Here is a 19,291-nt window from a genome sequence, read left to right on the forward strand (position 1 = left end):
AAAAACCTCAAATTACGTATATAAAAAAAGCAACCGAGGTTGCTTTTAAATTATTTCAATTTAACGCTTACTTAAACGTTAAAGCGGAAGTGGATCACATCACCATCTTGAGTAACGTAATTTTTGCCTTCTAAGCGCCATTTTCCTGCTTCTTTAGCACCAGATTCACCTTTAAATTGTACAAAGTCATCAAATCCAATCACTTCTGCACGAATGAAACCACGCTCAAAATCACTATGAATAACGCCTGCTGCCTGTGGTGCTGTCGCACCTATTTTTACCGTCCAAGCACGCACTTCTTTAACACCTGCTGTAAAGTAGGTTTGTAAGTGTAATAGTTGATAGCCGCTATAGATAACACGATTTAATCCTGCTTCTTCTTGACCTATACCTTCTAAAAACTCTTTTTTATCTTCTTCGTCGAGTTCGGCAATTTCCGATTCAATCGCGGCACATACAGGCACGACAACCGATCCTTCTTTTTCTGCAATTTCACGTACGATGTCTAAATATTCATTATCTTCAAAACCATCTTCACTTACATTGGCAATATACATTGTTGGCTTGCCAGTGAGAAAGTTAAGATAAGCAACGGCTTGTTTTTCTTCTTTTTCTAACGCTAATCCTCGAACCATGCCATCATTTTCAAGGTGGGCTTTAATCTTCTCTAAAACAGGCAGTTCGAATTTTGCGTCTTTATCGCCGCCTTTCGCTTTTTTAGCGATACGTAAAATACTACGGTCACAACTTTCTAAATCTGCTAATGCGAGTTCTGTATTGATTGTTTCGATATCGCCTTTAGGATCAATTTTTCCTGCAACATGGATAATATTATCATCTTGGAAACAGCGTACTACGTGACCTATTGCATCGGTTTCACGGATATTAGCGAGAAATTTATTACCTAGTCCTTCACCCTTTGATGCACCTTCAACTAAACCTGCAATATCCACAAATTCCATGGTTGTTGGTAAAATACGTTGTGGGTTTACAATAGCGGCGAGTTGATCAAGACGCGGATCAGGTACCGGAACGATGCCGGTATTTGGCTCAATAGTACAAAATGGAAAGTTAGCTGCTTCAATGCCCGCTTTAGTTAACGCGTTAAATAATGTTGATTTCCCAACATTTGGTAAACCGACTATGCCACATTTGAAACCCATGATTGTTATCCTATTTTGTTAGTTATTTATGAGGTGGTTTTAATTATAATTCTATTCAGCTTTAAAACTATGTAATCGATTCATTGCTTTTGCTAAGCCATCTTGCCCTAATATGTGGGTGCAACGTGCTGCTTCATCGATAGTTTGGTCAATTAGATTTTGTTCGCTACTTGGGGCTTTGCCCAGTACATAACCACTGACTCTATTTTTATCACCAGGATGGCCAATACCAATACGTAGGCGATAAAAATTCTTATTATTACCCAGTTTATTAATAATATCTTTTAAACCATTATGGCCGCCATGACCGCCACCTAATTTAAATTTTGCAATACCAGGAGGGAGGTCTAGCTCATCGTGTGCAACAAGGATCTCTTCTGGCTTAATATTATAAAAATTCGCCATTGCAGCAACAGATTTGCCACTTAAATTCATATAGGTTGTTGGTACCAAAAGACGCAGATCATGACCTGCAAAGTGAATACGTCCGGTGAGGCCGTAAAATTTTGCTTCTGCTTTAAGTGAGATATTTTCTTGGGAGGCGAGTTGATTTATGTACCATTGCCCAGCATTATGTCGGGTGTTTGCATATTCGGGGCCTGGATTAGCCAGGCCCACAAGCAATTTAATTGCTACTGCCACAATTATTCAGCAGTTTCTTCTTCAGCAGCCGGAGCTGTTTTAGAAAGAGAGATAGAAACTAAAGCTTGGTCATGGTCACTACCTTTTAGTAGCTCAACAGACTCAACACCTTTTGGCAGTACTAAATCAGAGATATGAATGGTATCACCGATTGCCATTTTGCAGATATCTACTTCAATAAATGATGGTAGATCTGCTGGTAGACAAGTTACTTCAAGTTCGTTTGCTGTATGTGCAACAACACCACCATTTTTAACAGCTTCAGCTGTTTCTTCATTGATGAAGTGTAGTGGAACAATAGTGTGAAGTTTATGAGTAGCATCAACACGTAATAGATCTAAATGTTGAATTAAATCTTTAAATGCATGACGTTGTACGGCTTTAAGTACAACTTGCTCTGAAACACCATCAATTTCAACATTAAGAACAGAAGAGTAAAATGCTTCAACAGATTCTACTTTACGTAATTCTTTTTGTTCAAAAGTTACAGATACTGGCTCTTTGCCTGCACCGTAAACAATTCCAGGTACAAGGTCTGTATGACGAAGGCGGCGGCTCGCACCTTTCCCTAAATCAGTACGGACTGTTGCGATTAATTTAATAGACATGGTTTAACTCCAATAGTGAGAGCGTGATTAAATCGTAGCTCTGCAAATTTAAAATAGGTTATATCTTGCGACCAGATACAACCACCTTATCTAACTGCGAAATAGAGGCATATAAAAAAGGCGCGCTATGATAACGTAGGAAATTTATTTTGTACAATGTTAAAGCAAATTTAAAGGATAAAAAAACGCTTATTAGTTACCCTAATAAGCGTTATGCAATTTTATAAAATTAATTTTATAAAATTAGTAGTGGAACATTGCTGAAATTGACTCTTCATTACTAACGCGACGAATCGCTTCTGCAAGCATGCCACTTAATGTTAATTGCTTAACTTTACCCGTTGCAATAAGCTCATCTGAAAGCGGGATAGAGTCAGTTACAATGAATTCATCAATGACAGAGTTTTTGATGTTTTCAACGGCTTTACCTGAGAATACGGCATGTGTTGCGTATGCATATACAGAAAGCGCGCCACGTTCTTTAAGGGCTGCAGCTGCTTGACATAGGGTGCCACCAGTATCGATCATATCATCAACGATGATACAATGACGTCCTTCAACGTCACCAATTAGGTGCATGACTTGGGCAACATTTGCTTTTGGACGGCGTTTGTCAATGATAGCAAGGTCTGCATCATCCAATAGTTTCGCATGTGCACGAGCACGAACAACACCACCGATATCAGGTGATACAATCATTGGATTATCGAGTTTTTTCTCTAACATATCTTCTAAAAGAACAGAGCTGCCAAATACGTTATCGACAGGTACATCAAAGAAACCTTGAATTTGTTCTGCGTGAAGGTCCACCGTTAATACGCGGTCAACTCCAACATTCGATAAAAAGTCGGCGACTACTTTTGCTGTAATAGGAACACGGCTTGAACGCACTCGACGATCCTGACGAGCATAACCAAAATAAGGAATAACAGCAGTAATACGGCCAGCTGATGCACGACGAAGTGCATCGATCATGACGATTAATTCCATTAAGTTGTCATTCGTTGGGGCACAAGTCGATTGCACGATAAAAATATCATCTCCACGCACATTCTCGTTAATTTGTACGTGAATTTCACCATCACTAAAGCGTCCTACTTCTGCGCTTCCTAATTTAATGAAAAGGCGATCAGCAATTTTTTGTGCTAGATCGGGTGTGGCGTTACCTGCAAATAGTTTCATATTTGGCACTGTGAGGACCTCTGTCATCCTGTTGAATTTGTGTTAATAGCAACATGCTAATTAACAATATTTTGTTGATTTTGATCTAGAGTGGATAATAATTCATTTAGTGGTGAATTATTTAAACCTTGAGTGGTGCGAATATTCAACCACTTAGGCGCTTTATCCATTACAACTTGGGCTTCACTTGCATTATTAAAGGTGCTAAAAACACATCCTCCCGTTCCAGTTAACCTAGTCGGTGCGTATTCTACCAACCACTCTATTATCTTGGCAACCTCGGGGTAGTTATTTTTTACACAAGTTTGGCAATCATTTTCCCATGCCTGTTGCATTAATCGTTGATGGGGTTGCTTACGTGTATCACGTGTTAGCTCTGGATCCCCAAAAACAAGGGGCGTAGAGACATGGCATGAGGGGATGGCTAGCAGATAATAGTTTTCAGTTGGAGTTACTGGGCTTAATATTTCCCCAATCCCTTCTGCAATAGCGGCTTTACCAAAAATAAAAATAGGGACATCGGCCCCGAGTGTCATACTCAATTTAGCTAATTGTTGTCTGTCCAACTGGAGTTGCCAATGGTAATTTAATGCCACTAAGGTCGTTGCTGCATCGGATGAGCCTCCCCCTAAGCCCCCACCCATAGGTAGATTTTTTTCAACATTAATATTCGCACCGAGATGTTTTGGCGCTGATTTTTTTAATAACATGGCGGCCTTATAGATAAGGTTGTCTTCTAATGCAATATTAGCAATAGCGCCAGATAGTGTTATTTCACTAGATGAATTAGGTGTAATAGTTAAGTAGTCACAAATATCGATAAATTGAAATAGGGTCTGTAATTCGTGATAGCCATCTTGGCGTTGTCCATTGATATATAGAAAAAGATTCAATTTAGCAGGGGCTGGCCAACGAATTGTTTGAATTTTCATATTTTATTGTCACTATAAATATTGGGTTCAGGATATAAATGCATTGGATTTGTTGTCAGATTATTCAATGTGCCATTCAGAGATGGCAAATTTAAGTCGCAAATCGTGGTGTTTGAGTTGAATGCTGTAAGGCAAGTTAATGCCCTGTGTTGCTTCATATTGTTGGTATTCGACTAGCCAGTCACTTTTTTCTAAGTCATGACCAGATAGCGTTGCAACATTGTTATGGTCGTTAAGTTGATAGCGAGCACCGTTTGGGTTTCCTTTAATCCATTGTTGCAGGTTATCAATAGGTAACGTTAATCCCGATAATTGTTTAATTAACAGTTGTGCATCATCACCCCAATATATTTTGCCATCATCATCGGTAATCTTCGTTCCTTGTTCACTTTTTTGGATGTCTAAAATAGTGGTCCCTATAAAGGTAGTGAGATTAATATGAAAGTCATCGCCTGTTTGCTGCCAATGTATATTTAAGCTGCGTCTTTCCTTTGTGGTGAAGAACGCTATTTTGCCGTGAAAATCCCAATTATGTAACGCTTGCAACCGCGCTTGGTGTTGCTGCCATGATGATATCTGTGGCGCTGGTCGTTGCGCACATCCACTAACGAACAATACAAGAAGAAGAGAAAACAATAATTTTTTCATAAAAACGATACCGATATTAAATGCGAGGATTTAGCGAACAGGATAGTAGCAAATCTATTCATTAGGGTCAGCTTTACTTATTACATTTGTTATCATCGACGAATAATAACCTGTGCTTCCATTATAATTGTGCGTTGTAATTGTGACTCTATTGCTGCTTTTATCGTATCGAGTTCTTCATCAGTTATGCCGCTAGGGGAAACTAATTCAATGGATAACGATAAGGGGTGTACCGCTCTTGCATGAACTTGACGAATAGTTACTTCACCGATTTGCCTCCCTTGTAATTGATGTATGATAGATGATTCATCCGATAACCGCATAAAACTAATGACCAGTGGCACACTAACAATTAATACCGCTATAAAGGCGATAGTTAACCCTTTTTTAGCACGATTAAAAGGGGCAAAACCTAACACTAAAAAAGTTAAAGCCGCAGCTAATACGATACCTGCTAAGTTAGTGAAAAAGAGTAATAATGCGCCCCAAGCAACATTAAAATTGAGCCATCCTAAGCCGATGCCAGTTACAGCAAGTGGTGGAACTAAGGCGACAGCAATGGCCACACCTGCCATGCTTTTTGCGGCTTCAATACGGGCATGTGCATAGGCACCAGCGATGCCGGAGATAATTGCCACGGCTAAATCTAGCAAATTGGGGCTTAACCTAGCCGCTATCTCTGGTGTCACTGTTTTCATGGGCATGATAAAGCTACCTAAGGAGGCGAATCCAAGTGATAAACATAGACCTATTGAGAGTGTTTTTATACTGTTGCTTAACAGTTGTGGATCTTGCCTTACTAACGCCATTGATAGGGATATAATAGGGGCCATTAAAGGGGCTAAGATCATTGCGCCGATGATCACGGGTGCGGAACTTGCAAATAATCCAACACTTGCTAATAAAGTCGCTAAAACCATTAGTGTTAAAAATGTGGGGGAAGCTGAAGCGTTTTCACGTAATAGTTGATAAAGCTCTTTGAACTCATCCGTTGCAGCACAGGCGATGAATGGTAGTTCTTTGCAGACCATAGCGGAAATCGCTTCACCTGAAGGTAAGCGTGATATTTTTCTCTGCTCTTTATGATTCGACGATGTCTCATTTATTGGTAAGGCATCACTCACTAACAGATTCAATACCCGAGCCTCTGTAGTAATAGTCAACTGCTCTGCTTGATGGTCATGGCCATCAATTTTATAACTGACCTCATTTTCACTGCTAAGTGTAAATGATTTGGTTTTTAATAATCCAAGAAAGTTCGGCAGTTTAACTCTTCGATGTAGCGGTGCCATGGTAAAAAAACGGAGAATTTCCATCGAACTACGAGGAGCAACAATCATGGCGTGACACATGCCATCATTAATATCAGTATCTGGTAAAATATGCTGGGATAAGGATGAACCATAGGCATGGTCAATGATAACTAAACCAATGGCTGCAGTGCTAAAGCAATTTTCATTTTCGGTTGTAAAACTCATTTTTTGTGGTCTGAGCATGCGAATTTTCGAGATACTTTTGATGGCAAATTGTATCCGTTCTCGCCAACTCAAGCTTTTCGCTGTAGGGAGTAGATTAAAACATTCACCGAGTACCACTGAGCTTAAAACTAATTGGCCATTACAGCGTAGTATATCGACTTTCTTGGGCGGAGCGAGTTGTGCTTGTTGAATTGCTTGTTGTAAATTATCTTCGACGCAGAATCCTCGGCGTGCATAATAGGATTGTTTATGGGGTAAAATAGCGAGAAACCATTGCCCTGCAATTGCTGCTTCAATAATTGCAGGGGCATTTGTATCACTGACATAGGCATACACTCTACTTTCGGAGCTAAATTTTGCCGGCGCATCATTTACCCACTCTTTTGGTAAGACCTTGTCGGTAAAAAAAGGTAAGATGTTTGCGCTAATTTGTTCTTTTGTTTCATTATCAAAAAGTAAAAAACTATCGGACATATCCCTATCTCTGATTGATAAAAGATAGCCATAGTATGGTATTGCATTGTTATTAAAGCAACTCATACCAATCAACATAAGTATCTGATCTATCTTATTGGTAAAAATAAGGGATAGTTAGGTTACATGCAATCGCAATAGCCAGCTATTACTCATCATCCACCTTTTGATCTCTTATTTTTCCTCAATACGCATATTTTAAACTGATGAATGGTCGCTTATTTATTATTCAGTAACTTATTTAATAAGTAACTCCTGGGCGTTAGCAAGAGTGCGTTCGGTAATGCTATCACCACCTAATAATCGTGCGAGTTCCTTAATTCGGGCATCGGTATTGAGTTTTTTCATGGTGGTGTTAGTTGTTTTGCCATCGCTCTGTTTGCCAACAAACATTTGGTGGTGGCCATTTCCAGCTACTTGTGGAAGATGTGTAACACAAAAGATTTGTGTATTTTCGCCTAAGCTGCGTAATAACTTGCCAACAACAGCGGCAGTGGCTCCACTAATTCCCACATCAACTTCATCAAAAATTAGTGTCGGAGTGGATATACGCTGACTAATAATGACTTGGATAGCTAAACCGATACGTGATAATTCACCACCAGAGGCTATTTTTCCTAACTCTGCTAATTCTTGTCCTGCGTTGGTTGCGACTTGAAATTCAATACTATCAATGCCAAGTGGGCTTAAATATTTATTCTTACTTTGTTCTAAGGAGACGTGGAAGCGGCCATCTTCCATATTTAATTGTTGGATACTTTTGGTTATCTTTTGACTGAGTTCCTTGCTGTAACGTATGCGACTTTTACTTAATTTTTCAGCGTGTTGAAAATAGCTCTGCTCTGCTTGCTGTAGTTCAATGGTTAGTTCTTCTATCTGCGCTTCGCTATTATTGAGCTGTCTATACTCTTTACTTAATTTTTGATGAAATGGGTAGAGCATCTCTGGCTGTATTTGATGTTTACGTGCCAAAGAGAGCGCTTCACTCATGCGATTTTCTAATGTTTGAAAATGTTCAGGATCTAATTCTAAGTTGTCACTAAAATGACGCAGTTCATAACTCGCCTCTTCAATTTGAATGAGTGCCTCCTGTAAGCTATTAACGATGGGAGATAATTGCGCATCGTTATCAATTTGCGCCTCAAGTCTGGATATGCTTTTTCTGAGTAATGTGAGTGCATCGATTTCATCACCATCACAGAGTTGGTCAAGACTTATTTGACAGCTATCTAAAAGTGCACCACTGTTGGCTAAACGTTTATGCTCTTGTTCAATTTGTTGGAATTCATCTTCAGCCAATGCAAAATTATCTAATTCTTCAATTTGATACTCCAAAAGCTGTTTACGTGCTTGTTTTTCTTGTAATGAAAGTTGCTGCTGTTGCAATTGTTTATTTAAGAAGTGCCACCCTTGGTAAGTATCTTTTACCTTTTGCAGTAATTGGTGATGCCCGGCGTAATCGTCAATAATATTAAGCTGTATATCATTTTTTAAAAGGCTCTGATGAGCATGTTGACCATGGATATTGACCAATAGTTGCCCAAGGCTTTTTAGCTGAGAGAGTGGAACAGGGGTGCCATTAATATAAGCTCGTGAACGACCTTCTTTCGTTATGATGCGGCGCAATAAGCATTCATTATTATCTGCGGTATTTTCGAGATCGTTATTTTTAAGCCAAGTCACTGCATTCGGCGTATCATTTAAGGTAAAACGGGCATTAACTTCTGCTTTATCAGAATCTTGACGTATCATATTGATTTCTGCTCGAGTGCCTAAACATAGGCCTAATGCATCTATCGCAATTGATTTACCAGCTCCAGTTTCACCGGTGATGGTCGTCATTCCCTGATGAAAATCGAGTTCTAAAAATTGTACAATGGCAAAATGTTGGATAGTTAACTGGCTAAGCATGATGATCACATCCCTAAAACTGTTATAAAGACTGGTTTTAAACAGAGTTTAATACTGTTTTTTTAAACAGTAAAGTGGGTTGTGCTTTTTATTGATACTTTTTGTGATGATTATTAAAAAAGTTTATTGCCCCAGCCTAGTTTATTTTGTAATACATGGAAATAGTTATAGTTTTTGGGATGAACTAATTTTAACTGATGTGTTGTCTTTTTGATAATCACTTCATCACCCGGTAACACAGATAAATTGACATGGCTATCGCAACTTATTTGCATTTCAGTACTATTGTTTTGTGACATTTTTAAGCGTACACAGCTATTAGCATCAATCACAATAGGGCGGCTATTTAAGGTATGTGGAAACATTGGAAGTAAGCTGATAGCGTCTAAATTGGGGGTTAAAATAGGGCCGCCTCCGGAGAGAGAATAAGCCGTTGAACCCGTTGGCGTCGATATAATTAATCCATCGGCACGTTGGTTGAGCATGAAGTTATCATTAACGTAAACTTCAAATTCAATCATGTGTGCTATTTTATCGGGATGCAGAACGGCTTCGTTTACCGCAGTATTGGTACTTTTCATGTGGCCGTGACTGTGCACTTGGGCTTCTAATAAAAATCGATTTTCAGTTTGATAGTTACCTTTTAGTACTTCTGCCAATGGCTGCTCAAAGTTATCGGGATCAAGATCCGTTAAAAAGCCTAAATTGCCTCGATTCACACCGATTACTGAGATATTAAAACGGGATAAAACACGTGCTGCACCGAGCATATAACCATCGCCACCAATCACGATGGCTAAATCACAGAGCCGGCCAATTTTAAGTAAGTCTGCTTTTATTACGTTATCAAAGGGGAGATCGTCAGCAACGCGGCAATCGACCACGATATTGAGCTTATGTTTGAGTAGAAACGCGTATAAAGCTAATAAAGTTTGTTTAGCCTCGGGATGTTGTGGCTTTGCAATTAAGCCAATGGTTTTAAATTCAGAAATATCAGTATGTTGGCCAGTCATGAAAAACCTTTAAAAAGAGGTGTTGTGAAGTGTAAGTATAACGCTATTATTTTTTTTAGAATAGCATTTGTGTAATAACTAATGATCGTAAAGAATTTCATTTAATTGCAGTTAAAGTCTTGAAACGGTCGTTATCGCCCCCATACTAGCTGCAACTTAATGATTTCAAGTAAAGATAGGGTAAATAAGTTATGAGTGAAGAAAATAAAGTAGCTGATGAAGCGTTAGATGCAGTTGATGCAGTAGCAAGTGATGAACAGATTAAAGCAGAAGCTGAAGTTGAAACCGAATCAGAGGTTGGTGCTGAGGTTGATCTTGTCTCTGAGCTTACTAAAAAATTAGCCTTAGCTGAGAAAACTATTAATGATCAAAAAGAATCTGTGCTTCGCGCCCAAGCGGATATGGAAAATTTACGTCGTAGAGCAACGCTGGATATAGAAAAGGCACATAAATTTGCACTGGATAAATTTGCCGATGGTTTATTACCTGTCATTGATAGTTTAGAAATGGCTATCAGTCATGCTGACAAAGAAGACGAAGCGTTAAAACCAATGGTTGATGGGGTTGAGCTAACGTTGAAATCAATGCTCTCTACCATCGAAAAATTTGGTCTGAAAATGATCGATCCACAAGATCAAGAGTTTGATCCTGAGAAACACCAAGCGATGAGCATGCAAGCTGTTGCTGGTGTTCCTGCTAATAAAGTTATTGCGGTAATGCAAAAAGGCTATGAATTAAATGGTCGCCTAATTCGTCCTGCGATGGTCATGGTTTCTAAGGCCGCCGATTAAGCGTGATTGACGCAAGAAGTTTTAACCTTAAAAATTTAACTTTTTTTTCAGATAAACCTTGAAAGTAAAAAATAGCCCCATATATAGAGAGTATCAAAGCAGCAATACTAAATCAGAAAATGCTGACTTTACATAATGAATAAAATTGGAGAGACAAAAAAATGGGTAAAATAATTGGTATTGATTTAGGTACAACAAATTCATGTATTTCTGTCATGGATGGTAATGTTGCTAAAATTATTGAAAATGCAGAGGGCGATCGTACAACGCCATCAATTATCGCCTACACTGAAGGCGGTGAAATCTTAGTTGGTCAACCAGCTAAACGTCAATCAGTGACTAACCCTACAAATACATTATTTGCGATTAAACGACTAATCGGTCGTCGTTTTGAAGATGAAGAAGTACAACGTGATATCAAGATCATGCCTTACAAAATTATCAAATCAGATAATGATGATGCATGGGTTGAAGCGCGTGGTAAGAAAATGGCGCCGCCACAAGTCTCTGCTGAAGTTTTGAAAAAAATGAAGAAAACAGCGGAAGATTACTTAGGTGAAGCGGTTACCGGTGCTGTTATTACTGTGCCTGCCTATTTTAACGATGCACAACGTCAAGCAACGAAAGATGCGGGGCGCATCGCTGGCTTAGATGTAAAACGTATCATCAATGAGCCAACGGCTGCAGCATTTGCATACGGTGTTAATACATCTAAGGGTGACAGCGTAGTTGCGGTATACGACTTAGGTGGCGGTACATTTGATATTTCAATCATTGAAATTGATGAAGTAGACGGCGAAAAAACCTTTGAAGTATTAGCGACAAATGGTGATACCCACCTTGGTGGTGAAGATTTTGATAACCGTTTAATCAATTACTTAGTGAGTGAATTTAAAAAAGACCAAGGCTTTGATTTATCGAGCGACCCATTGGCAATGCAACGTGTTAAAGAAGCAGCAGAAAAAGCTAAAATTGAGCTTTCATCTGCACAGCATACCGATATTAATTTACCTTACATCACTGCTGATGCATCTGGTCCAAAACATCTTAATATCAAGGTTACGCGTGCAAAACTTGAATCGCTTGTTGAAGATATGGTTAAAGCGACACTTGAACCACTTCGTATTGCCCTAAAAGATGCTGATTTATCTGTTGGTGAAATCAACGATGTAATTTTAGTTGGTGGCCAAACGCGTATGCCACTGGTACAAAAAACAGTAGCTGAGTTCTTTGGTAAAGAAGCGCGTAAAGATGTAAATCCTGATGAAGCTGTGGCAATGGGTGCTGCGATTCAAGGTGCGGTATTGTCTGGTGATAAAACAGATGTATTGTTATTAGACGTGACACCATTATCAATGGGCATTGAAACTATGGGTGGTGTGATGACTAAGGTTATTGACAAAAATACCACTATCCCAACCAAACAGTCACAAACCTTTTCAACGGCCGAAGACAACCAAAGTGCGGTTACTATTCACATTTTACAAGGTGAGCGTAAACGTGCTGCGGATAATAAGTCGCTTGGTCAGTTTAATCTTGAAGGTATTCGTGCTGCAACCCGTGGTACTCCACAAATCGAAGTGACTTTTGATATGGATGCTGATGGTATACTACATGTATCAGCGAAAGACAAAGATACGAATAAAGAGCAAAAAATAACCATTAAATCAAATTCTGGTTTAAGTGATGATGAAATTGAACAAATGGTGAGAGATGCTGAAGCGAATGCCGAAGCGGATAAAGTGTTTGAAGAAGTTGTACAGGCTCGCAACCAAGCAGATGCAATGATCCATGGAACACGTAAACAAATTGAAGAAGCTGGTGATGCATTACCTGGTGATGAAAAAGAGAAAATTGAAGCGGCTATCAAAGAATTAGAAGATGTTCTAAAAAGTGAAGACAAAGCTGCAATTGAAGCTAAAACAACAGCCCTTGCTGAAGCATCACAAAAGCTAATGGAAATTGCACAACAAAAAGCACAAGCTGAACAAGCGGGTGGTGCAGAGCCGACTCAGAAAAATGAAAAGCAAGATGATGATATCGTTGATGCTGAGTTTGAAGAAGTAAAGGATGATAAAAAGTAATTCGAAAAAACTAAATTTTCAATGAGTTACTCTTTATGTTAAATAATGCGGGTTATGGTTTGTCTATAATCCGCATTATTGTTTAAATTTCATAAGTTTGAGAAATAAAATGGCAAAACGAGACTGTTATGAAGTACTAGGTATCACCCGAAGTGCAACAGAAAAAGAGATTAAAAAAGCGTATAAACGCTTGGCTATGAAGTACCATCCCGACCGTACAAAAGGCGATGGTGAGCTTGAAGAGAAATTTAAAGAGCTACAGGGTGCATACGAAATTTTAAGTGATCCACAAAAGAAAGCGGCTTATGATCAATATGGTCACGAAGGCGTCAACCAAGGCCAGGGTGGATTTGGTCACGGTGATTTTGGTGATCAGTTTGGTGATATTTTTGGTGATATTTTTGGTGGTGGTAGACGTGGTGGCGCTCAACGCCCAATGCAAGGTGCCGACCTACGCTATAATATGGATTTGACGCTTGAAGAAGCGGTGAAAGGTATTTCCAAAGAGATCCAAGTACCAACTTTAGTTCATTGTGAACAATGTAATGGTTCTGGTGCGAAAAAGGGGACTGATGCAAAAACATGTGGAACTTGTCATGGACAAGGTCAAGTGCAAATGCGTCAAGGATTTTTTGCTGTCAATCAGACCTGTCCTACCTGTCGTGGTAAAGGTAAAATCATTACAGATCCTTGTCATAAGTGTCATGGTCAAGGGCGCTATGAAAGAAGTAAAACCCTATCTGTGAAAATACCAGCAGGGGTTGATACTGGCGATCGTATTCGCTTAAGTGGTGAGGGCGAGGCTGGTGAAAATGGTGCTCCAGCGGGCGATTTATATGTGCAAATGAATGTCTTGCAGCATGAAGTTTTTGTGCGTGATGGCAATAATCTTTATTGTGAAGTGCCTATTAGCTTTACAGAAGCCGCTTTGGGGGGCGAAATAGAAGTACCGACTCTTGATGGTCGAGTCAAACTGAAAATTTCGGCTGAAACTCAAACGGGGCGAATTTATCGCATGCGCAATAAAGGTATTAAATCTGTGCGCAGTAATGCCGTTGGTGATTTATTATGTAAAGTGATCGTTGAAACACCAGTGAAACTATCTGCTAAACAGCGAGAACTACTCAAAGAGTTTGAATCTCTTTGTTCTTCTAGTTCAGGAAAACATAAACCTAAATCGGAAGGTTTTTTGGCTAGCTTAAAAACATTCTTTGATGATTTAAGTAGTTAATTTCCATTATTTTACCAATCGGCATAAAATACCATCCTCGTGATGGTATTTTTTTATTTATTTTAAAATATCCCTTTAAAAATAAATTTGCTGCCCCATATCTACTTATTAACAATATAAAATATCAGTTACTATTTTCGTTGTTATCGCTAAAGAATTAAATTTTAATAAAGAATAAGTGCGTTAGGCGCTGTTCTTTCACTACAAGAGAAATATATATGTCTGAATTACAACTAAACACACAAGAGCAGCAAGTAAGTTACGGTATTGGTTTGCAAATGGGTGAGCAGCTAGCTTCTAATCCATTTGAAGGGCTTGATATTTCAGCTGTTTCTCAAGGACTGAAGGATGCATTTGCGGGTCTTGAAAGTAAAGTTAGCCAAGCTGATTTACAAGCTGCTTTCCAAGTTATCTCTGAACGTATGCAAGCTGTAGAAGCGGAACAAGCAAAAGTACTTGGTGCTGCAGGCGAAGCATTTCTTGCTGAAAATGCGAAGAAAGAAGGCGTTGTAGTGACTGAATCAGGTCTTCAATATGAAGTTATCTCTGCTGGTGAAGGCGAAAAACCGACTGCAGCTTCAACGGTTCGTGTTCACTACCATGGTTCTTTAATTGATGGTACTGTATTTGATAGTTCTGTTGAACGTGGTCAACCTGCTGAATTCCCTGTAGGTGGTGTGATTGCTGGTTGGACGGAAGCGTTACAATTAATGCCTGTTGGTGCTAAATATCGTTTAGCTATTCCTGCAGACTTAGCATATGGTGCTCGTGGTGCGGGTGCGGCGATTGGTCCCCACTCTACATTAGTATTTGATGTTGAGTTATTAGAGATTAAATAACAGCAAATCCGATTATAAACGATTATTGCCAGCCCTTCATTTAGTGATAGATGAAGGGCTTTTTTAATGGATTTTAGTTATAAAAGTAAGGATTAATGGAAAAAAAGTATAACCAGAGATGCACATTAACCAGAACCAAGCCGTTAAACGAATACGCTGTAGGGAGAGGGAGATTGACTCTATTGTCGGGGAGATATCATTACCAAGGGCGGCATAATTTATTTTTTGTGTTTGGTAAAGACGTACTCCGCCTAAACTAATATGCATACTCAAAGCAAAGCTTGCTAGCATTAATCCCGATGAAAAATGGTGCCAGTGAATACTCTGTTTAAATTTTGTTGGTAAATTTTCAAGTGGCTTGTCATATAATGCAAAGGTAAAGCTGACTAGGAGATGTACCGGAAATAACATCAGTGAGTAGATCAATGATGGAATAGTGCTTAGTGCGTCGAACTCTTCTCTTTTTTTATTCCATTGCTGCGCACAAATTTGAATGGTGCGATAAAATAACGCGCCATAAATCCCCGTTAATAGATACCAAAAAATAACCGCAAACCAGGAGTTCGCTAATTGTAAAACCATGGATTCAATGGTTGCCTTATTAACGCCTAGTGGCGATAACGGCTTAGTCTGCCGCTCTGTTAAAGTCGCTAGCGTATATTTTGCTTGTGCTAATTTATTGTGTTTTAAGGCATTGATTATCTCTTTATAAGCACTGCTTTTATCGTGCCATGACAACAATATAAACAATAGCATAACGTTAATGATAATCGGCTTATAAACGACATTATAGAGTTGGCTAATGATTAATATTGTGGGTAAATAGATGAGACAAATCGATAACACACTTGCTAAGCGTTTATAGCTATCGCTACGTGTCTCTAAATTAACTTTTTTAGCAATCTGCTGAAACATTAATTCTACTGCCGAAATGGGGCTAAGATCTTTCGGCAGCGAAATAAAGAAAGAGGCAACAGCAATGCTTATAAAACTAAAGAAGTCGCTATATTGCTCAATAAATTGCATTTAATCGATTCGTTTTAGAATTGCTTCAACAAGTATAGAAGCATTTTTGGCAGCAATGGGTAAATATTGTTCAAATGAGAGTTCTGATTTCTTACCTGCAATATCAGATAAAGAGCGAATAATGACAAATGGCATGTGAAATTGGTGGCAAACTTGCGCTATTGCGGCTGCTTCCATTTCACAGGCTGCCATAGTTGGAAAGTTATTAAGTGCCACGGCTGCTTTATTTGGATCGGCCATAAAAATATCACCAGAGCAGATAAGCCCTTGTATTATTTTCAATGAATCTAACGTTTGTGCTGCTTGTTGTGCAATATCGATTAGTTTTTGATCTGCTTTAAAAGCGGCAGGTAGCTGAGCCATTTGTCCTATTTCATAGCCAAAGGCCGTTAAATCTACGTCATGAAAACGCACTTCTGTAGAAATAACAATGTCACCAACATTGAGCGAACTGTCATAACCGCCTGCAGATCCCGTATTAATGATGATATTCGGCGCGAATTTTTCTAATAATAGGGTTGTCGCAATAGCTGCAGCTACTTTTCCGATTCCTGATTTAGTTAAAATAACCTCTTTTTTCTCTAATTCACCTTGGTAAAATTCACATCCAGCAATGATAGTCGTTTGTACATTACTCATTTTTTCTTTTAGAAGGCGAACTTCTTCATCCATTGCACCAATAATGCCTATTTTCATCGGTTTTACTCTTTAAACTATTATTAAAACGCTGATGTTAACATAAAATTTGCTAGATCTTCACTCTATGGTTTTTTTGTGTGCGCTAACTGTGTAAAATCGCCCCCACTAAAAGTTGATCAAGCTAAACTAGGAAAAAATAGATGAATGCCTTACTTGAAGATTTAAAAGCACGCGGACTTGTTGCGCAAACAACAGCTGATGAAGAATTACATGAACATCTATCGGAAGGCTGTAAAACTCTCTATTGTGGTTTCGATCCAACGGCGGACAGTTTGCATATAGGTAGCTTAGTGCCGCTTTTAACGTTAAAACGTTTTCAACAAGCAGGGCATAAACCGTTGGCGTTAGTGGGTGGCGCAACAGGTTTAATTGGCGATCCAAGTTTTAAAGCCGCAGAACGTAAACTCAACAGTGATGACATAGTAGAAAGTTGGGTGAGCAAAATAAAAACACAAGTGAGTGCTTTTATTGAATTTGGTGATCAAGAGAACTCAGCTGAAGTGGTTAATAACCTTGATTGGATCGGTAAAATGGATAGTATTTCATTTTTACGCGATGTGGGTAAACATTTTAGTGTGAATGCAATGATTCAAAAGGAATCGGTTAAACAACGTATTGAACGCGAAGGTTCGGGTATTTCATTTACTGAATTCAGTTACATGTTATTACAATCCTATGATTTTGCTGCACTAAATAAAGCAAACGGTTGCTCATTACAAATTGGTGGTTCTGATCAGTGGGGAAATATCACTGGGGGAATTGAACTAACTCGCCGTATGAATAAAGAGAAAGTATTTGGCCTAACGCTTCCTTTGGTAACTAAAGCGGATGGCACTAAATTTGGTAAAACCGAGTCGGGTACTATTTGGTTAGACGCAGAGAAAACATCTCCCTATGCCTTTTACCAATTTTGGATCACCACACTAGATGCTGATGTTTATAAATTTCTAAGATACTTTACCTTTTTGTCTATCGAACAGATCGCCGCTATCGAAGAAAAGGATAAAACCATAGCCGGACGTCCAGAAGGGCAGACAATTCTTGCTCAAGAAGTGACCCGTATCGTTCATGGTGAAGCTGGGCTTGCATCGGCACAACGTATTACTGAAGCACTATTTTCTGGTGATTTAAGTCAATTGTGTGAATCTGATCTAGCGCAGCTCGCGCAGGATGGGTTGCCAACGACGCTCGTTGAAGGTGAACAAAAATCATTAGTTGAATTACTCACTAGTTGTGAATTGGCTAAGTCCAATAAAATGGCGCGTGAATTTATTAACAACGGTGCGGTGAGTGTTAACGGTGAGAAACAAGTTAATAGTGAAGCCGTACTTTATAAAGCCGATGCTTTATATGGTAAATATACATTGATGAAACGTGGTAAACGTCTATTTAACCTATTTATTTGGTAAGTAAGATAATTTATTGAATTTGTTATTACAAAGCCGTTATAGCTCAACGTCCGCTATAACGGCTTTTTATTTGGAATCATTTGATGCAGCTCACTGACTTTGTGACAACCTTAGGAGCAGATTTGAAGCTTCGCTATGGGGAAAAAGTACATAAATTAACATTGCATGGGAACTTTAGCTGTCCTAATCGTGATGGTACGTTAGGGTTAGGCGGCTGTACTTTTTGTAGTGTTGCTGCCTTTGCCGATGAAGGACAAGCTGCATATAGCATCGAAAATCAATTACAGCTTCGCGCTCAAGAAGTGATCCATAAAGCGACTAAATATCTAGCTTATTTTCAAGCATATACAAGTACCTATGCAGAAATAGAGCAATTAGCATCATTATATGAACAAGCAACGCTAAATAGTAACATCGTAGGTCTTTGCGTTGGTACACGTCCTGATTGTGTCTCCGATGAGGTTTTAAATTTATTAAGCAGTTATCTTTTTCGTGGTTACGAGGTATGGCTAGAGTTAGGGTTACAGTCAGCGAATGATAAAACGCTTAAACGTATTAATCGTGGTCATGGTTTTGCTGAATATGAGGCGGTTTGTGTAAAAGCGCGAGCGAGGGGGATAAAAGTATGTACGCATTTAATACTAGGATTGCCTAATGAGCAGCAGAGCGATTACCAACAAACGTTAAATCAAGTAGTTGCGACAGGCGTTGATGGGTTAAAATTACACCCCTTGCATATCGTACGAGGTGCTATAATGGAAAAAGCATGGCAAGCGGGGCGATTAGCTACGTTGACATTAGAAGAGTATAGTCAAGCAGCGGTCTCTTTAATTCGTCATACCCCGGCTCATATTGTTTATCATCGTATTTCAGCGACGGCAAAACGCAGTGAGTTACTTGCGCCTATGTGGAGTGAAAAACGCTGGCCTGTACAGAATAGAATGGCCAAACTGATGCAACAACTCGGTGGACAGGGAAGTGCTTTATAATAAGTATGCGTATTTTTATTTAAAATAAGTGTATTATTAGTGGTTTATATAGCCTGCGACTTCAAAATGCAAAGTCAGCAAGAAAAAGTGTACCGAGATGCGAGGCTTAAAATAGAAGTATCGTTATACGACATAGCAATTTTTAACAAAACCAATTACTGTTATTTTCCTT

At 39.0% G+C, this 19,291-nt stretch carries 17 protein-coding genes; 6 read left to right on the forward strand and 11 right to left on the reverse strand.

What is annotated here, in order from left to right:
* Positions 1-71 precede the first annotated feature (71 nt).
* The 9 genes from ychF to nadK all read right to left on the reverse strand — a co-directional run bounded on the left by ychF (position 72) and on the right by nadK (position 10,051).
* Positions 72-1,163: a redox-regulated ATPase YchF gene (ychF, locus tag AB2N10_RS02585; RefSeq protein ID WP_354624993.1), complete on the reverse strand. Its 1,092-nt coding sequence runs from the start codon at positions 1,161-1,163 to the stop codon at positions 72-74.
* A 51-nt stretch (positions 1,164-1,214) separates the two neighbouring features.
* Positions 1,215-1,805: an aminoacyl-tRNA hydrolase gene (pth, locus tag AB2N10_RS02590; protein WP_354624994.1), complete on the reverse strand. Its 591-nt coding sequence runs from the start codon at positions 1,803-1,805 to the stop codon at positions 1,215-1,217.
* Between the two features lie 2 nt (positions 1,806-1,807).
* Positions 1,808-2,413, reverse strand: coding sequence for a 50S ribosomal protein L25/general stress protein Ctc (locus AB2N10_RS02595; RefSeq protein ID WP_354624995.1), 606 nt, complete (start codon positions 2,411-2,413; stop codon positions 1,808-1,810).
* Positions 2,414-2,656: 243 nt separating this feature from the next.
* On the reverse strand, positions 2,657-3,604 hold the full coding sequence (locus tag AB2N10_RS02600) for a ribose-phosphate pyrophosphokinase (protein WP_354624996.1): 948 nt from the start codon (positions 3,602-3,604) through the stop codon (positions 2,657-2,659).
* A 47-nt stretch (positions 3,605-3,651) separates the two neighbouring features.
* A complete protein-coding gene (gene ispE / locus AB2N10_RS02605) occupies positions 3,652-4,527 on the reverse strand; it encodes a 4-(cytidine 5'-diphospho)-2-C-methyl-D-erythritol kinase (RefSeq protein WP_369434264.1) in 876 nt (291 codons plus the stop codon).
* A gap of 60 nt (positions 4,528-4,587) precedes the next feature.
* Complete coding sequence (gene lolB / locus AB2N10_RS02610) at positions 4,588-5,175, reverse strand: lipoprotein insertase outer membrane protein LolB (RefSeq protein ID WP_354624999.1); 588 nt, start codon at positions 5,173-5,175, stop codon at positions 4,588-4,590.
* Between the two features lie 92 nt (positions 5,176-5,267).
* Entirely contained in the window at positions 5,268-7,127 is a 1,860-nt protein-coding gene (locus AB2N10_RS02615) for a TIGR00341 family protein (RefSeq protein ID WP_354625000.1), read from the reverse strand.
* Positions 7,128-7,364: 237 nt separating this feature from the next.
* Positions 7,365-9,038 (reverse strand): DNA repair protein RecN, encoded by a 1,674-nt coding sequence (gene recN / locus AB2N10_RS02620; protein ID WP_354625001.1) that lies wholly within the window; start codon positions 9,036-9,038, stop codon positions 7,365-7,367.
* A 113-nt stretch (positions 9,039-9,151) separates the two neighbouring features.
* Complete coding sequence (gene nadK / locus AB2N10_RS02625) at positions 9,152-10,051, reverse strand: NAD(+) kinase (RefSeq protein ID WP_354625002.1); 900 nt, start codon at positions 10,049-10,051, stop codon at positions 9,152-9,154.
* 191 nt (positions 10,052-10,242) lie between these two features.
* Here nadK and grpE point away from each other — a divergent pair, with 191 nt between their 5' ends.
* From grpE to AB2N10_RS02645, 4 genes are all read left to right on the forward strand, one after another.
* On the forward strand, positions 10,243-10,842 hold the full coding sequence (grpE, locus tag AB2N10_RS02630) for a nucleotide exchange factor GrpE (protein ID WP_354625003.1): 600 nt from the start codon (positions 10,243-10,245) through the stop codon (positions 10,840-10,842).
* Between the two features lie 161 nt (positions 10,843-11,003).
* Entirely contained in the window at positions 11,004-12,926 is a 1,923-nt protein-coding gene (gene dnaK, locus AB2N10_RS02635; protein WP_354625004.1) for a molecular chaperone DnaK, read from the forward strand.
* Positions 12,927-13,035: 109 nt separating this feature from the next.
* Positions 13,036-14,157 (forward strand): molecular chaperone DnaJ, encoded by a 1,122-nt coding sequence (dnaJ, locus tag AB2N10_RS02640; RefSeq protein WP_369434265.1) that lies wholly within the window; start codon positions 13,036-13,038, stop codon positions 14,155-14,157.
* Between the two features lie 218 nt (positions 14,158-14,375).
* Positions 14,376-14,996 (forward strand): FKBP-type peptidyl-prolyl cis-trans isomerase, encoded by a 621-nt coding sequence (locus AB2N10_RS02645; RefSeq protein ID WP_354625005.1) that lies wholly within the window; start codon positions 14,376-14,378, stop codon positions 14,994-14,996.
* A 63-nt stretch (positions 14,997-15,059) separates the two neighbouring features.
* Here the strand turns inward: AB2N10_RS02645 and AB2N10_RS02650 are convergent, their stop codons facing one another.
* A complete protein-coding gene (locus tag AB2N10_RS02650; RefSeq protein ID WP_354625006.1) occupies positions 15,060-16,022 on the reverse strand; it encodes a cobalamin biosynthesis protein in 963 nt (320 codons plus the stop codon).
* Positions 16,023-16,718, reverse strand: a complete 696-nt coding sequence (mtnN, locus tag AB2N10_RS02655) for a 5'-methylthioadenosine/S-adenosylhomocysteine nucleosidase (protein ID WP_369434266.1) — start codon at positions 16,716-16,718, stop codon at positions 16,023-16,025.
* Positions 16,719-16,861: 143 nt separating this feature from the next.
* Between mtnN and tyrS the strand changes: the two genes are divergently transcribed.
* Entirely contained in the window at positions 16,862-18,130 is a 1,269-nt protein-coding gene (tyrS, locus tag AB2N10_RS02660) for a tyrosine--tRNA ligase (RefSeq protein WP_354625008.1), read from the forward strand.
* 83 nt (positions 18,131-18,213) lie between these two features.
* Complete coding sequence (locus tag AB2N10_RS02665; protein ID WP_354625009.1) at positions 18,214-19,119, forward strand: TIGR01212 family radical SAM protein; 906 nt, start codon at positions 18,214-18,216, stop codon at positions 19,117-19,119.
* Positions 19,120-19,291 lie beyond the last annotated feature (172 nt).

Origin of the sequence: Psychromonas sp. MME1, from assembly GCF_041080865.1 — a bacterium.
Lineage (GTDB): Bacteria > Pseudomonadota > Gammaproteobacteria > Enterobacterales > Psychromonadaceae > Psychromonas.